15 protein-coding genes are annotated in these 15,340 nt (G+C 70.5%); 9 read left to right on the forward strand and 6 right to left on the reverse strand.

The window, feature by feature from the left end:
* The first annotated feature begins 12 nt into the window (after window positions 1-12).
* Window positions 13-1,290, forward strand: coding sequence for a VWA domain-containing protein (locus tag ACLQ2O_RS24075; protein WP_425835069.1), 1,278 nt, complete (start codon window positions 13-15; stop codon window positions 1,288-1,290).
* Entirely contained in the window at window positions 1,287-2,018 is a 732-nt protein-coding gene (locus ACLQ2O_RS24080; RefSeq protein ID WP_425835071.1) for an FHA domain-containing protein, read from the forward strand. The genes ACLQ2O_RS24075 and ACLQ2O_RS24080 overlap by 4 nt, the downstream gene beginning before the upstream one ends.
* Here the strand turns inward: ACLQ2O_RS24080 and ACLQ2O_RS24085 are convergent.
* Window positions 2,015-2,455: a hypothetical protein gene (locus ACLQ2O_RS24085; RefSeq protein ID WP_425835073.1), complete on the reverse strand. Its 441-nt coding sequence runs from the start codon at window positions 2,453-2,455 to the stop codon at window positions 2,015-2,017. The genes ACLQ2O_RS24080 and ACLQ2O_RS24085 overlap by 4 nt on opposite strands.
* Before the next feature lie 105 nt (window positions 2,456-2,560).
* A complete protein-coding gene (locus ACLQ2O_RS24090) occupies window positions 2,561-3,493 on the reverse strand; it encodes a GNAT family N-acetyltransferase (RefSeq protein WP_425835075.1) in 933 nt (310 codons plus the stop codon).
* Window positions 3,494-3,706: 213 nt separating this feature from the next.
* Here ACLQ2O_RS24090 and ACLQ2O_RS24095 point away from each other — a divergent pair, with 213 nt between their 5' ends.
* From ACLQ2O_RS24095 to ACLQ2O_RS24105, 3 genes are read left to right on the forward strand one after another with little or no spacing between them, the layout of a single operon-like run.
* Window positions 3,707-4,123 (forward strand): ribonuclease domain-containing protein, encoded by a 417-nt coding sequence (locus tag ACLQ2O_RS24095; protein ID WP_425835077.1) that lies wholly within the window; start codon window positions 3,707-3,709, stop codon window positions 4,121-4,123.
* 33 nt (window positions 4,124-4,156) lie between these two features.
* Window positions 4,157-4,690 (forward strand): DinB family protein, encoded by a 534-nt coding sequence (locus ACLQ2O_RS24100; RefSeq protein ID WP_425835079.1) that lies wholly within the window; start codon window positions 4,157-4,159, stop codon window positions 4,688-4,690.
* A gap of 43 nt (window positions 4,691-4,733) precedes the next feature.
* The gene (locus ACLQ2O_RS24105) at window positions 4,734-5,696 is read left to right on the forward strand and encodes a glycoside hydrolase family 6 protein (protein WP_425835081.1); all 963 of its coding nucleotides are present in this window, start codon (window positions 4,734-4,736) and stop codon (window positions 5,694-5,696) included.
* Between the two features lie 215 nt (window positions 5,697-5,911).
* Here ACLQ2O_RS24105 and groL read toward each other — a convergent pair whose 3' ends face one another.
* Both groL and ACLQ2O_RS24115 read right to left on the reverse strand, forming a co-directional pair.
* Entirely contained in the window at window positions 5,912-7,537 is a 1,626-nt protein-coding gene (gene groL, locus ACLQ2O_RS24110) for a chaperonin GroEL (protein ID WP_425835083.1), read from the reverse strand.
* A 252-nt stretch (window positions 7,538-7,789) separates the two neighbouring features.
* On the reverse strand, window positions 7,790-7,987 hold the full coding sequence (locus ACLQ2O_RS24115; protein ID WP_425835085.1) for an MmcQ/YjbR family DNA-binding protein: 198 nt from the start codon (window positions 7,985-7,987) through the stop codon (window positions 7,790-7,792).
* Window positions 7,988-8,268: 281 nt separating this feature from the next.
* Between ACLQ2O_RS24115 and ACLQ2O_RS24120 the strand changes: the two genes are divergently transcribed.
* Entirely contained in the window at window positions 8,269-8,598 is a 330-nt protein-coding gene (locus tag ACLQ2O_RS24120; protein ID WP_425835087.1) for a PspC domain-containing protein, read from the forward strand.
* A 277-nt stretch (window positions 8,599-8,875) separates the two neighbouring features.
* Here ACLQ2O_RS24120 and ACLQ2O_RS24125 read toward each other — a convergent pair whose 3' ends face one another.
* Window positions 8,876-9,844, reverse strand: a complete 969-nt coding sequence (locus ACLQ2O_RS24125; RefSeq protein WP_425835089.1) for a glycerophosphodiester phosphodiesterase — start codon at window positions 9,842-9,844, stop codon at window positions 8,876-8,878.
* A 158-nt stretch (window positions 9,845-10,002) separates the two neighbouring features.
* On the opposite strand from ACLQ2O_RS24125, the gene ACLQ2O_RS24130 reads away from it, so the two are divergent.
* Genes ACLQ2O_RS24130 through ACLQ2O_RS24140 form a run of 3 tightly spaced genes read left to right on the forward strand, consistent with a single transcriptional unit; the run spans window position 10,003 to window position 14,668 of the window.
* Complete coding sequence (locus ACLQ2O_RS24130) at window positions 10,003-11,169, forward strand: DUF418 domain-containing protein (RefSeq protein WP_425835091.1); 1,167 nt, start codon at window positions 10,003-10,005, stop codon at window positions 11,167-11,169.
* A 44-nt stretch (window positions 11,170-11,213) separates the two neighbouring features.
* Window positions 11,214-12,935 (forward strand): ABC transporter ATP-binding protein, encoded by a 1,722-nt coding sequence (locus ACLQ2O_RS24135; RefSeq protein WP_425835093.1) that lies wholly within the window; start codon window positions 11,214-11,216, stop codon window positions 12,933-12,935.
* A complete protein-coding gene (locus ACLQ2O_RS24140; RefSeq protein WP_425835095.1) occupies window positions 12,932-14,668 on the forward strand; it encodes an ABC transporter ATP-binding protein in 1,737 nt (578 codons plus the stop codon). Before ACLQ2O_RS24135 ends, ACLQ2O_RS24140 begins: the two co-directional genes overlap by 4 nt.
* 53 nt (window positions 14,669-14,721) lie before the next feature.
* Here the strand turns inward: ACLQ2O_RS24140 and ACLQ2O_RS24145 are convergent, their stop codons facing one another.
* Window positions 14,722-15,264, reverse strand: a complete 543-nt coding sequence (locus tag ACLQ2O_RS24145; RefSeq protein WP_425835097.1) for an rRNA adenine N(6)-methyltransferase family protein — start codon at window positions 15,262-15,264, stop codon at window positions 14,722-14,724.
* Window positions 15,265-15,340 lie beyond the last annotated feature (76 nt).

The following is a 15,340-nucleotide window of genomic DNA, read 5'->3' on the forward strand; positions in this document are numbered from 1 at the left end:
GAACCCCACGAGATGGCCGAGTTCTCCGCCACCGTCTACCAGAACGAGTTCCTGCCCGACGGCGGTACCGACGTGCACGCGATCGTCACGGTCGACTGCGCCGGCGCCGGTGCCGCGGGCCAGTCCGGCGGCGGTGACGTCGGCGAGATCATCATCGTCGACACCTCCGGCTCGATGGGCGCCGAAGGCGTCCGGGCCGCCGCGTACGCCGCCCAGACCGCGATCGACCAGATCCTCGACGGGGTCTGGTTCGCGGTGATCTCCGGCAACGACCGGGCCCAGCTGGCCTTCCCGCCGTCGGCCGAGCCGGTGATGGTCCGGATGGACGCCTACACCCGGCAGGCCGCCAAGGAGGCCGTGTCCCGGTTCTACGCCGACGGCGGGACCGCGATGGGCACCTGGCTGCGGCTGGCCGCGCGGGTCTTCGCGACCGTGCCGTCGCTGTCGCAGAAGCACGCGATCCTGCTCACCGACGGCGAGAACCAGCACGAGACGCCGGAGGCGCTGACCGCGACGATCCAGGCGGTCACCGGCCAGTTCCAGTGCGACTGCCGCGGCGTCGGCGTGGCCTGGCAGGTCGACGAGGTCCGCCGGATCGCCACCGCGCTGCTCGGCACGGTCGACATCATCCCGGCCCCGGAGCAGCTGGCGGCCGAGTTCCAGAAGCTGATCCGGCAGGCGATGAGCAAGGGTGTCGCCGCCGCGGACCTGCGGGTCTGGGCGCCGCAGGGTGCGCAGGTGCTGTTCGTCCGCCAGGTCGCACCGACCGTGGACGACCTGACCACCCGGCGTACCGAGGTCAACGCGCTGACCAGCTCCTACCCCACCGGCTCGTGGGGTGACGAGTCCCGCGACTACCACGTCGCCGTACGGCTTGCTGCCAAGGGCGTCGGGCAGGAACAGCTCGCCGCCCGGGTCCAGCTGGCAGTCGGCGACCAGGTGCTCGCGCAGGGTCTGGTGAAGGCGCTGTGGTCGGCCGACGAGGCTCTGACCACCCGGATCAGCCCGGAGGTCGCCCACTACACCGGGCAGACCGAGCTGGCCGACGCGATCCAGGAGGGCCTGGCGGCCAAGGCGGCCGGCGACACCGCGACCGCGACCACCAAGCTCGGCCGGGCCGTCCAGCTGGCCGCCCAGACCGGCAACGAGGAGGCCACCTCGCGGCTGCGCAAGGTGGTCGACATCGACGACCAGGACACCGGCACCGTGCGGCTCAAGCGCACGGTCGAGAAGGTCGACGAGATGGCACTCGACACGGCCTCCACCAAGACGACCCGGGTGAAGAAATGAGCGCAGTGACGTGCCCGAGCGGGCACCCGTCCACCTCGACCGACTACTGCGACGTCTGCGGGCTGCCGATCGGAGCAGCGGCGACACCGGCGGCGGCCGCCGTACCGGCTCCTGCTGTGGCCGCGCCCGCTCCGGCGGCGCCGACGACTCAGGCCTGCCCGAACTGCAGCGAGTCTGCTGCCGTGGACGCCTTGTTCTGCGAGTCCTGCGGCTACGACTTCACCACCGGCACGATGCCCCGGCCGGCCTCGTCGCTGGACCTCGGCGGACCCAGTACGGCGCCGCCGTCGGTGCCGTCCGCACCGCACGAGGTCGCCGAGTGGGTCGTGGAGCGCTGGGTCGACCCGGACTGGTACGCCGTGCAGCAGAGCGACGACCCGTGCCCGTCACCGGGCCTGCCGGTCGTCGTACCGCTGACCGAGAAGAGCGTGCTGGTCGGACGGCCGTCCCGCAGCCGTGGGATCAGCCCTGAGATCGACTGCGGTGACGACTCCGGTGTCAGCCGCCGTCAGGCCCAGCTGACCACCGACGGCCAGCGCTGGTGGGTCGAGGACCTCCAGTCGTCCAACGGCACCTTCGTCGGCCCAGCCTCCGGTCCGCTGCCCGAGGACCCGGTTCCTCCGGGCCAGCGCCGCGAGCTCGACGCCGACGATCGCATCTACGTCGGCGCCTGGACCCGTCTGGTCGTCCGCAAGGCCACGCCGGAGGAGCAGGCCGGCCAGGCCTAGACGCTGCTCCAGGCTTTGGCCGGGCGGAAGCAGAGCCACTCGATCAGGGCGGTACCGAGCACGATGGGTACCGCCCAGGTCCACGGGTGGTCGGCGACGCTGACAACCAGGATCGCTGTCCACAAGGCGATCCAGCCGCCGCCGTACCCGCGCAGAACGCCGCGGTACCAGAGGCCGCCCGGCGACTCGGCCGAGCGCTGGCCGAGGTACACGAACAGGTACGACGCCAGCGAGATCGGCCAGAAGACCCAGAGCCCGGCCCAGTCGTACGGCACCATCACCAGCGCCGACAGGCAGACCAGGGCGACCGCCCAGTGGTAGACCTCGCCGACCCAGTTGAGCCGCTTGCGCCGTAGCGTCGTCACGATCGCGAACGGTCCCAGCACGATCGCCAGCACTCCCGCCGCGACGTGCAGAATCAGCGCGACGTCACGCATTGCCCGCCCCCACTGACCCGAAGGTCTCTGACATGTCAGGGAGCATAGGGCGCACCCGCCCGGCCGTCTGCCCCTCGGGACAATTTTCCCGAGGGGCAGCGGGACCTAAGCGATCGGGTAGCTGGCCACCATCCGGACCGCGTGGTTGCGGTAGCCCTGCCGCTCGAAGCTCGCGGCCATCGGGCGGTTGGTCAGGTCGGTGTCGGCGCGGATCCGCTCGGCACCCGTCTCCGCGAGGATGTGCGTGCCCTCAGCCAGCAGGTCGTCGCTGTAGCCGTGCCCGCGCTGCTCGGGCAGGACGCCGACGTACCCGATCACCGGGCCGCCGTTGTTGGCCGACGGGAGAATGAAGCCGACCAGCGCGCCGGCGTCGTCGTAGGCGAGACGCCACCAGTCCCGCTCGCCGGGCATCTCCTGGTAGATCGCCAGGTCCTCCTTGGCCGACGCCTCGGGGCTGCCCTTCGCGACAGCCCGTGCGGTGGCTGCGTCCAGGCTGCCTTCGATCACCCGGACGAGCACGTCGAGGAACGCGTCGTCGTCGGCCGGCTCGAACCGCAGCCGCGTCGACCGCTCCGGCAGCCCGTACGACGGGAGCCACTCGTACCGCAGCCGCTCGGTCAGCTCGGACAGCCCCGCCAGCGCGGCCGCGGCGAGCCGGGGCTCCAGGGCGGCGACGACCTCGGGCTGCTCGCGCCAGCCGTTCGGCAGGAAGATGTGGTACTCCGGCTGCTCGGCGCCGCCCGGCCTCGAGTCGAGGCCTTGCCGGATCAGCTCGGCCCAGACCGGCACGGGATCGCCGTCGCCGGCGTAGTACAGGCCGTCCACGCTGAACGGGTGGTCGAACTGCGGCATCCCCCACCAGACGGCGAGGGCGATGATCCGGCCGTCCTGCTCGGCGACCCACGTCCAGGCGTCGCGGTAGTAGCCGACGCCGACGTACTCGTCGTAGCGCTCACGGGTGACGGTGTTGACCGACTGGTCGGCGATCAGGGTGTGAATGGTGTCGAGATCGGACTCGACGATGGTGCGGATGGTCACGGTACCTCCGGAAAGAGGCGCGGTGCTCCGCTCAGTGCGAGCTGGACGAGCGGACCGGGCGCGCCGTGGAACACATCAGAGTGGTCATCGGTCGCTCCTTTCGCTCGAGTCGTTCCCGCAACCAGGACTCTAGGTCCCGGCCGGGGTCATAGTCCACCGGATATCCACAGCTGGGATGTACGACGGCCGGACGGACCGGGAAGCCTCCTGCGCATGCGAACCGTGAAGTCCCTCAGCGCCGTCGTCGCCGTGCTCGCCTCAGTCCTGCTGGGTTTCAGCACCGCCACCGCGGCCCCCGCCCCGTCCATCCTGTACGCCGTACCGCAGCTCGTCGCGATCCCTTCGTGCGACCTGAGTTCTCTGCCCGCGGAGGCGTCCGACACGCTCGACCTGATCCACTCCGGCGGGCCGTTCCCGTACGACCAGGACGGCACCGTCTTCCAGAACCGGGAGGGCATCCTGCCCGACGAGTCGACCGGCTACTACCACGAGTACACGGTCGAGACGCCCGGGTCGCCCGACCGCGGCGCCCGCCGGCTGATCGGCGGCGGCACGACCACCGACCCGGCGTTCGTCTACTACACCGCCGACCACTACGCCTCGTTCTGCCTCGTCGCCGAAAACTCCTGAGAGGTTGTCCGCGGCTTTTGAGAGAATCTCCCGGTGACGATCACGGGTGTGTTGCGCGGGCAGTTCGAGCTGACCTGGTCCCTGTTCGAGTACCACCTGGACCGGCTGGTCCCGGAGGACCTGCTCTGGGAGCCGGCCGGGCTGACCTGGACCGTGCGGCCGGACGCGGCCGGGGTCTGGCGACCGGACTGGGCCGACGAGGAGCTCGACCCGATCCCGGTGCCGACGGCCGGCTGGCTGACCTGGCACATCGGCTGGTGGTGGACGACCGCGCTGGCGCACGCCCACCAGACCGTGCCGCCGCACCGCACCGACGTCCCGTGGCCGGGCACGCTGCTCGGCACGCGTGACTGGATGCACCTGCTGCGGGACGAGTGGTCCGTCGTACTGGAGGACTCTTCGCGACTCACGCTCCCGGTGGCCTTCCCCTGGCCGCCGGAAGCGGGCCGGACGGTCGCGGACCTGTACGGCTGGGTGAACGCGGAGCTGATGAAGAACGCCGCGGAGATCGGGCAGCTGCGTCTGCTGCGGGCGGCCGAGTTGTCTACTGGGACAAGGGCTTCCTGATCCCTCTACGCTCGCCGTGACCGCCCCCCACGGAAGGACGTCCATGTCCCGACTCCGCACCTCCCTGTCCGTGCTGCTCGTCAGCGCCGCCCTGTCCACTCCCAGTGCGGTTGCCCTGGGCAACGCAGGGGACCCGGTGTCGATGACCAGCGGCTTCTACGTCGACCCCGCGTCGAACCCGGCCGTCTGGGCGCGCGCCAACCCGTCGCACCCGGACGCCGCGCTGATCCGGAGCCGGATCGCCGAGCAGGCCGGTGGGCGCTGGTTCGGGAACTGGTCCGGCGACATCAAGGCCGCCGTGACGGCGTACACGTCGGCCGCGGACGCCGCGGGCAAGCTGCCGATCCTCGTCGCGTACAACATCCCCGGCCGCGACTGCGGCAGCCACTCCGGCGGCGGCGCCGGGTCGCCGGCGGCGTACCGGACCTGGATCAGCGCGTTCGCCGCCGGGATCGGCAACCGGCCGGCCGTGGTCGTGATCGAGCCCGATGCGCTCGCCCAGCTGGACTGTGTCCCGGCCGCGGAGAAGAAGACGCGGACGGACTTGCTGCGGTACGCCGTGAACGAGCTGGCCGCGAAGGCGCCGAACACCTGGGCCTACATGGACGGCGGCAACGCGACCTGGATCGACGCGGCCGAGATGGCGCGGCGGCTGCAACTGGTGGAGGTCGGCAAGATCCGCGGGTTCGCGCTGAACACGTCGAACTACTACCCGACCGCCGACTCGGTCACCAAGGGCAACGCGATCCGCGGCGCGCTCGGCGGCAACGCCCAGTTCGTCGTCGACACCAGCCGCAACGGCAACGGCTCCAACAGCCAGTGGTGCAACCCGGCCGGCCGCAAGCTCGGCGAGACCTCCCGCGACGGCACCCACCTCTCGGCCACGCTCGACCTGCTGCTCTGGCTCAAGGTCCCCGGCGACTCCGACGGCAACTGCGGCATCGGAACCGGCATCCCCGCCGGCACCTTCTCCCCTGTACTGGCCAAGAGCCTCATCACGGGCTGAACACCGCCGCCCACTCGGGCAGTCATCCCCGCCCAGCGAACCGTAGCGTCCGAAGAATCTCGATGCGTCCGAAGAAGCCGAGGCTATAGCGCACGGTTCTTCGGACGCATGCGGGTTCTTCGGACGCTACGAGCGGTGGACGGGAACGCGAAAGCGGTCCCGGGCTGGGACCCGGGACCGCTTCGTTTGCTACTGGTACTGCGAGGAACTTCCGGTCAGAAGTCCATGCCGCCCATGTCGGGGGCACCGCCCGGGGCGGCACCGGCCTTCTCGGGCTTGTCGGCGATGACTGCCTCGGTGGTGAGGAACAGGGCCGCGATCGAGGCCGCGTTCTGCAGCGCCGACCGGGTGACCTTGGCCGGGTCGATGATCCCGGTCTTGATCAGGTCGACGTACTCACCGGTCGCGGCGTTCAGGCCGTGACCCGGCTCGAGGTTGCGGACCTTCTCCACCACGACGCCACCCTCGAGGCCGGCGTTGACGGCGATCTGCTTGAGCGGGGCCTCGACGGCCGAGCGCACGATCGCGGCTCCGGTCGCCTCGTCACCCTCGAGCTCCAGCTTCTCGAACGCGATCACCGACGCCTGCAGCAGCGCGACGCCACCTCCGGCGACGATGCCCTCCTCGACGGCCGCCTTCGCGTTGCGAACGGCGTCCTCGATGCGGTGCTTGCGCTCCTTCAGCTCGACCTCGGTGGCCGCGCCGACCTTGATCACCGCGACGCCGCCGGCCAGCTTGGCCAGCCGCTCCTGCAGCTTCTCGCGGTCGTAGTCGGAGTCCGACTTCTCGATCTCGGCGCGGATCTGGTTGACCCGGCCCTGGATCGAGTCGGCGTCGCCGACGCCCTCGACGATGGTCGTCTCGTCCTTGGTGACGACGACCTTGCGGGCCTGGCCGAGCAGCTCCAGGTCCACGGTGTCGAGCTTGAGGCCGACCTCCTCGGAGATGACCTGACCACCGGTGAGGATGGCGATGTCACCGAGCATGGCCTTGCGGCGGTCACCGAAGCCCGGCGCCTTGACGGCGACGGTCTTGAAGGTGCCCTTGATCTTGTTCACGACCAGGGTCGCCAGCGCCTCACCCTCGAGGTCCTCGGCGATGATCGCCAGCGGCTTGCCGGTCTGCATGACCTTCTCGAGCACCGGGACGAGGTCCTTGATGCTGGAGATCTTGCTGTTCACCACGAGGATGTACGGGTCGTCGAGGACCGCTTCCATCCGCTCGGTGTCGGTCACGAAGTACGGCGAGATGTAGCCCTTGTCGAAGCGCATGCCCTCGGTGAGCTCGAGCTCCAGACCGAAGGTGTTGCTCTCCTCGACGGTGATGACACCTTCCTTGCCGACCTTGTCCATCGCCTCGGCGATGATCTGGCCGACCTGGGTGTCCGCCGCCGAGATCGAGGCGGTGGCCGCGATCTGCTCGCGGGTCTCGACCGGCTTGGCCAGCGCGAGCAGCTGCTCGCTGACGGCCTCGACAGCCTTCTCGATGCCCTTCTTCAGGCCCATCGGGTTGGCGCCGGCGGCGACGTTGCGCAGACCCTCGCGCACGAGCGCCTGGGCCAGCACGGTCGCGGTGGTGGTGCCGTCACCCGCGACGTCGTCGGTCTTCTTGGCAACTTCCTTGACGAGCTCGGCCCCGATCTTCTCGTACGGGTCCTCGAGCTCGATCTCCTTGGCGATCGAGACACCGTCGTTGGTGATCGTGGGGGCGCCCCACTTCTTCTCCAGCACGACGTTGCGGCCCTTGGGGCCAAGCGTCACCTTGACGGCGTCGGCGAGGGTGTTCATTCCCCGCTCGAGGCCGCGGCGCGCCTCTTCGTTGAACGAAATCAGCTTGGGCATTCTCCGCGAGTCCTCCCGCGTCGAGTTTCTGGTGTTCAGCCGGCCCGATGCCCGCGACGGACGGTACCGAGGTCGTCGCGGTCACGTCCCGCCTGACTCCGGCACCTCATCGAGGCCGTCATCTAACAGCTCCCAGCAGGCACAAGCGTTATCACTCTCGCCCACTGAGTGCTAACCAAGTATTAGCACTCGACCCAGGCGAGTGCAAGCCAGGTCACCACTTAGACGGTCGTCCCGGCCGCCGGTTTCCGCTCAGTTCTCCCACTGGGCGATCAGGTACTTCGGGGCGTTCAGCCGCCAGGCCTCGGTGAGCAGCTCCTCGACCTGATCGTCGTCGGCGCGGTCGAGGTCGACGTCCAGCCAGCCGAAGCGGCCGGACTCCCACCAGGCGGTGTAGACCTCCGGGTTCTCCGCGATCATCGCCTGCTGCTCCTCGCGCAGCGCCTTCACGAACAGCCTCGACTCGTCCTCCGACAGGTACGCGAACCCTTCTTGCGCACCTTGAAGGCCGGCTGCCCCGCCCAGCCCTCGTGCTCCTCCACCCCTGGCAACCGCAGCACCAGTTTCCGCACCGCTTCCGCGTCCATCCACTCACGCTAAACCGGGTCGCCGACAGTTCCGGTCCATAAGTCGTCAGGGGCGCCGGGACCAGGGTTCCCGGGGTCCGGTCAGGGGTCGGTCGGTACCGATCCTGATGTGCGGGAGGGTCCCCGAACGGCACAGTTGTGGACATGACGAACAACACCGCACCCTTCCAGAACCTGTCCGGCAAGACCCTCCGCCGTTCGCGTGAGCAGCGGATGCTGTCCGGTGTCTCCGGCGGCATCGCGGAGTACCTGAACATCGACGCGACGCTGGTCCGCCTGGGCATCGTCGGCCTGACCCTGATCACCGGCGGCACCGCGCTGATCGGCTACGTGATCGCCTGGGTCGTGATGCCGGAGTCCGACGGCAAGGCCGTCTGGCAGAGCGTCCAGCAGAACCACCAGCCGCAGCCGCAGACCACCCCCGAGGGTGACATCGCCGCCCGCATCTACGACGAGAAGCCGCCGGCCGCCTGACCCAACGACAACCGCGAGTGGGACCGCGGTGCCGTCAAACCGCCCGGGCTCCCCAGGAGCCCGGGCTTCGACATGTCCGCCCGCCCTCCAACTGCCACACCGACCGCAAGAACCCGACCTGGCGCCTGGGGCTCGAGCACCAGCTCGCTGACACGCTCTACCGGGACCTCGAACGCGGCAAGGTCCACCGGCCTGGCTGAGACGCCTCAGCGGGAGATCGAGCGGCGGCTGCGGGTCAGCCGGCGGAGCGGGTGCTGAAGGAGCTACGGGCGTTGCCCTAGACCTTCTGCGTCGCGCGCTGGGTCTTGGCGGCTACGGCGATGTCGGGGTGGTCGGCGAAGACGCCGTCGATGCCGGTGGCGGCGAAGGCCTTGAGCTCGGCGGCCAGGTCGAGGCCGGCGGGGCAGAACTGGCGTTCGGCGCGGAAGGTCCACACCTGGACCTTCAGGCCGGCGTGGTGGGCCCGGTCGACCAGGCGGGTCGGTTCGCCCAGGCTGCCGTCGGCGCGGCGCGGGATGACCAGGTCCTTGTGCGGTGCCAGGACCTGGGCGTACGTCGAGATCTCGCGCAGCCCGGACGGTCCGGTCAGGTCGGTGAAGGTGCGGTCGTCGCCGAAGCGCTGGAAGTCGTTCGGCGTACCAACGGAATCGACCAGTTGGACCAGCGGGACGTCCGTCATCACGGACAGGCGGCGCAGGCTGCTCGGCTCGAAGGACTGGACCATCGCCTCGTCGCGCCGTACGCCGAGCGCGGTGAGCCGTTCGGCCAGCAGTTCCTCCAGCGGCAGCCCGAGACGGCGGAAGTACGCCGGGTGCTTGATCTCCGGGATCACCCCGATCGGCCGGCCCAGCCGCGCCGACTCCTGCCGGGCCAGCGCCACCACGTCGTCGAAGGTGGGGATCGCTTCGCGGCCGTCGTACGCGGTGTTGGCCGCGCGCAGGGCGGGCATCCGCTCGCGGGCGGTCAGCGTGCACAGCTCGGCGTAGGTGAAGTCCTCGACGAACCAGCCGGTGACGGCCTGCCCGTCGACGATCTTGGTGATCCGGCGGTCGGCGAACACCGCGTGGTCCGCGACGTCCGTCGTACCGGAGATCTCGTTCTCGTGCCGGGCCACCAGGACGCCGTCGAGCGTGGCGACCAGGTCCGGTTCCAGGTAGTCGGCGCCGAGCGCCGCGGCCAGGCGGTACGCCGCCGGCGTGTGTTCCGGACGGTACCCGCTCGCTCCCCGATGCGCGATGACCAGCATGGATCCAGGACAGACGCTCGAGGTGGCCCGTCGGGGACTGGTTGCCCAACGCAAGGTGAAGGTCGCGCACCGGGTCGACGACTGTCCCCTGATCGGTGGACACCGGGTCCGCCGGTGGCCGGATGCGGGCAGGCGGCGGTCGTCCGTAGCGTCTCGGCATGAGCCCATCACGGACGATCGCCGGTGACGGGCCGACCCGGGTCAGCACCCGCGCACTCGGCCCCGACCTGGCCCGGGGCGTGATGCTGGTGTTCATCGCGCTGGCCAACACGCACGGCTTCCTGCACCCCGCCGGGGTCTCGGTGATCCGCGGGATCCCGATCGCGTCGTCGGCGGCCGACCGGGTCGTGGCCTTCGCGGAGACCGTCCTGGTCGACGGCCGCTCCTACACGATGTTCGCCGCACTGTTCGGCTACGGCATGGTGCAGATCACGCGCCGCCAGGAGGGCACTGGTACGCCGTGGCCAAGGACACGTGCGCTGCTGCGCCGACGCGGCCGGTGGCTCGTGCTGTTCGGGGTCGCCCACGCGGTCCTGCTGTACTACGGCGACATCCTCGCGGCGTACGGTCTGCTCGCGCTGATCCTCGCCTCGGCGGTACGGCACAGCAATCGCCGGCTGCTGATCGGGGCCGGGGTCTGGGCCGTCGTCGGCTCGGTCGTCTACGGCTTCTTCGCCTCGCCCATGACCCCGGAGACGATCAGCCAGGTCTACCCGTGGAGCACCGAGGAGAACCCGTTGCTCGGGGCCGCGTTCCGGCTCGGTGGGATCATCGTCTCGGCGCCGGTGCTGGCCGTCACCGCCGCGGCGGCGCTGCTGCTCGGGATCTGGGCCGCCAAGCACCGGTTGCTGGAGGAGCCCGACCGGCACCTCGTCCTGCTGCGCCGGATCGTGGTGATCGGTCTGCCCGTCGCCGTGCTCGGTGGGGTCCCGCTGGCGCTCTACACCTCGGGGATCGTGGCCGGCCCGGCGCAGGAGGTCGTCCCGGTCGCGGTCCTGCACTCCCTGACCGGCTTCGCGGGCGGACCGGCGTACGCGGCGCTGATCGCGCTGTGGGCGCGGAAGGTCCGGCCGAACGTGGTAGTGACCGCGCTGCAGGCGACCGGCCAGCGGTCGCTGACCTGCTACCTGCTGCAGTCCGCGGTCTGGGCCGTGGCGTTCTTCCCCTGGCTGCTGGACCTCGGCCACACCATGCCCCTGTGGCAGTCCGCCATCCTTGCCGTCGTGACCTGGGCGGTGACGGTGGTGATCGCCGAGCTGCTCCGCCGCGGCGGCTACCGCGGTCCCTTCGAGGTCCTGCTGCGGAGGCTGACCTACCGCCCTTAAACCACATGCTTTTTGTCGGTGCCGAGGCCTAGCCTGAAGCGGTTATGAAACAGCTTCCTGTCGCCGACCCCGGCACTCCGGATCACCGTTCCGCCGCGCGCTACCTGCTCTGGGTGGCCCGCGGCCAGAAGGCCACGCTGCTGGGTGGCATGACCTTCGGGATGCTGTGGATGGGCGCGCAGGCGTTCGTCCCGGCGATCCTGGGCAAGGCCATCGACGAGGGCATCGCCGGTGGCGACACCGAGCGCCTGCTGGAGTGGACGGCGCTGCTGTTCGCGGTCGGCGTGGTGCAGGCGCTGGCCGGCATCATGCGGCACCGGTTCGCGGTGTCGAACTGGCTGAGCGGCGCCTACCGCACGGTCCAGGTGATCACCCGCAAGTCGGCCGACCTGGGCGCCGCCCTGCCGAAGAACCTGGCCACCGGCGAGGTGGTCAGCGTCGGTGCCGGCGACCTGGCCTACATCGGGAACCTGCTGGAGATCGTCGCCCGGTTCAGCGGTGCGATCGTCGCCTTCGTCGTGGTCGCGGTCATCCTGCTGACCACCTCGACGACGCTCGGCCTGGTCGTGCTGATCGGCGTCCCGCTGATGCTGTTCGCGCTCGGCCCGATGCTGCGCCCGCTGCACCAGCGTCAGTCGGCGCAGCGCGAGGCGGTCGGCGAGCTGAACTCCCTGGGTTCCGACATCGTCGCCGGGCTCCGCGTGCTGCGCGGCATCGGCGGCGAGGAGTCCTTCTCCAAGCGCTATCGCGCCGAGTCGCAGCGGGTCCGCGGCGCCGGGGTGAAGGTGGCCGGGATCCAGTCCGTGCTCGACGCGGCGCAGGTGTTCCTGCCGGGCATCTTCGTGGTCAGCGTGGTCGGCCTCGGCGCGCACTTCGCCGTCCGCGGTGATTTGAGCGCCGGCAGCCTGGTCGCCTTCTACGGGTACGCGACGTTCCTCGTCCTGCCGCTGCGGACGGCGACCGAGATGGCCAACTCGTTGATGCGCGCGCTCGTCGCCGGCCGCCGGATCATCCGCGTGCTCGAGCTGACGCCCGACGTCGTCGACCCGGCCGAGCCGGTCCGGCTGCCCGACGGCGGCGACCTGGTCGACCCGGTCTCGGGCATCCGCGTCCGCGACGGACGCCTCACCGCGATCGTCTCCGCCGAGTCCGACCGTGCCGCTGCGATCGCCGACGTCCTGGGCCGGTACGACGACACCAGCGAGGTCCGGTACGGCGGGGTCACGCTGGCCAGCGCGACCCGGGCCGACGTCCGGCAGCGCATCCTGGTCAGCGACACCGGCTCCCAGCTGTTCACCGGCGTCCTGCGCGAGGAGCTGGATCCGACCGGCCGGCGGACGGACGACGAACTGATGGCAGCGCTCCGGACAGCGTCGGCCGAGGACGTGCTGGTCGCACTGGCCGACGGGCTCGACTCCGACGTCGAGGAGAAGGGCCGGTCGTTCTCGGGCGGTCAGCGCCAGCGGCTGGTCCTGGTCCGTGCGCTGCTCGCCGACCCGTCGGTGCTGGTCCTGGTGGAGCCCACGTCCGCGGTGGACGCGCACACCGAGGCCCGGATCGCCGACCGGCTCCGTGAGTACCGGCAGGGCCGCAGCACCGTCGTACTGACGTCCAGCCCGCTGCTGCTCGACCGGGTCGACGAGGTGATCTTCGTGGCCGCCGGACGAGTCGTCGCGACCGGCGGGCACCGGCAGCTCCTGGAGACCGAACCGCAGTACCGCCGTACCGTCACCCGCCAGACCGAGGAAGAGGAGGTGCTCGCATGAAGCGGATCCTGCCCGTCGCAGACTCCGCACAGGTCCGCCGGCACGCCCGTCGGCTGGCCCGGCGGCACCCGCGCGCCCTGCTGATCGCACTCGGCCTGCACGGTCTGGCCGCGATCACCGGTCTGGCCACACCGCGGCTGATCGGTGAGCTCGTCGAGGACGTCCAGGGCGGTACGACGGCCGCCGCCGTCAACAAGGTGATCCTGGTGATCGCCGTGTTCGTGGTGGTGCAGTCGCTGCTCACCCGCTGGGCGCGGTACCGGTCGTTCGCGCTCGGCGAGCAGGTGCTGGCCGAGCTGCGCGAGGACTTCGTCGACGACGCCCTGGCGCTGCCGATCGGCACGGTCGAGCGGGCCGGCACCGGCGACTTGCTGTCGCGCACGTCGCGCGACGTGGACACCCTGTCGAGGACCGTGCGGTTCGCCGTACCGGAGACGATCATCGCGTTCGTCACCGTGCTGTTCACGGTCGCGGCCGCGATGCTGGTCGGGGTCTGGGTGCTGGTGCCGCTGCTCGCGATGGTCCCGGTGCTCTGGGTCAGCACCAAGTGGTACCTGCGCCGCGCCAAGGACGGGTACCTGCGCGAGAACGCGGCGTACGCGCAGATGACCAGCTCGCTGGCCGAGACCGTCGAGGGTGCGCGCACCGTCGAGGCCCTGCGCCGGTACGAGGCGCGCGTGCGCCAGGGTGACCGGGACATCCGCGGCTCGTACGACGCCGAGCGATACACGTTGCATCTGCGCACGGTCTGGTTCCCGGTGGTCGAGGTCGGCTACCTGGTGCCCGTCGTCGGCACGCTGCTGTTCGGCGGCTGGCTGCACAACAACGGACACGTCTCGCTCGGCGCGGTCACCGCGGCGGTGCTCTATGCGAGCCAGCTGATCGACCCGGTCGACCGGCTGATCTCCTGGATGGACGAGCTGCAGTCCGGTGGTGCCGCGCTGGCCCGTCTGCTCGGCATCACCGACGTACCGGACGACCGCACGCCGTCGGGCGAGCAGCCGGACGGTGAGCTGGTCGAGGCTCGCGATGTGCGCTTCTCGTACGTCGACGGTCGCGACGTGCTGCACGGTGTGGAACTGACCGTCCAGCCGGGCGAGCGGATCGCGATGGTCGGACCGTCCGGCGCGGGCAAGTCCACGCTCGGGCGGCTGATCGCGGGCATCCACCCGCCACGGACCGGTTCGGTCAGCGTCGGCGGCGTCGGGATGACCGACCTGCCGCTGGACGAGCTGCGCCGGCAGGTCGCGCTGGTCACCCAGGAGCACCACGTGTTCGTCGGCACCCTGCGGGACAACCTGTCGATGGCGGCACCCGACGCCTCCGACACGACCTTGCTGGAGGCGCTGGACGCGGTGGACGCGCGGGAGTGGACCGAGGCGCTGCCGGACGGGCTGGACACGCGGGTCGGTTCGGGGCAGTACGCACTGACTCCGGCGCAGGCGCAGCAGTTGGCGCTGGCGCGACTGGTGCTCGCCGATCCGCACACGCTGGTGCTGGACGAGGCGACCTCGCTGATCGACCCGCGCGCGGCGCGGCACATGGAGCGCTCGCTGGCCGCCGTACTGGAAGGGCGGACGGTGATCGCGATCGCCCACCGGCTCTACACGGCACACGACGCCGACCGGGTCGCGGTCGTCGAGGACGGCCGGATCAGCGAGCTGGGCAGCCACGACGAGCTGGTCGCCCGCGACGGTTCGTACGCGGCGCTGTGGAAGTCCTGGCACGGCTGAGGTTGTACAGGAACGGCCCGCTTCTCCCTCGAGAAGCGGGCCGTTCGTGCAATCTATCGTCGGGTCCTGCTGATCCGCAGGACGGCTGAATCGACATGTGGAGGCGGGGTGAATGCCTTGCGGGGAAGGCGGATCCCGATCGAAGCGTCGTAGTGCCGGCTCCAGCGCGCGGCTCCGGGTGCGCGGCCTTCGACCCACCGGTTCACCACTTGGCGCTGCAGCACGAGATCGGCCGACAGCAGGCGGGAGCCTGGTGCCAGCAACCTCTTCAGCAACGCGGTGGAAACCCCGTACGGCGGGCTCGAGACCACCCGGAACGGCCGGGTCGGCAACCGCAGATCGGCGGCGTCGACCCGGACGACCTTGACCTCGCCGAACCGCTGGCGCAGCTTGTCGGCCCGGCCGGGATGGAGCTCTACGGCAACGACCTCGGCACCTGCCCGGACCAGCGGTCCGGTCAGCGCACCGAGTCCGGCCCCTACGTCGAGGACGAGTTCACCGGGACGAACCCCGGCGGCGTCGACGACGCGTTGGGCCCAACGACTATCGAGCGGATGCCATCCCCAGGCACCCCTCGCCTGCCCGGAGGCGGGCACGACGGACCATCACGAAGTATGTAATCATGCGGGCGAGCCTAGAGCCATCGGGGCCTTGTGCTCAAAGGGTTTTCCG

This window comes from Kribbella sp. DT2, assembly GCF_049844575.1.
In the GTDB taxonomy this organism is placed as follows: domain Bacteria; phylum Actinomycetota; class Actinomycetes; order Propionibacteriales; family Kribbellaceae; genus Kribbella.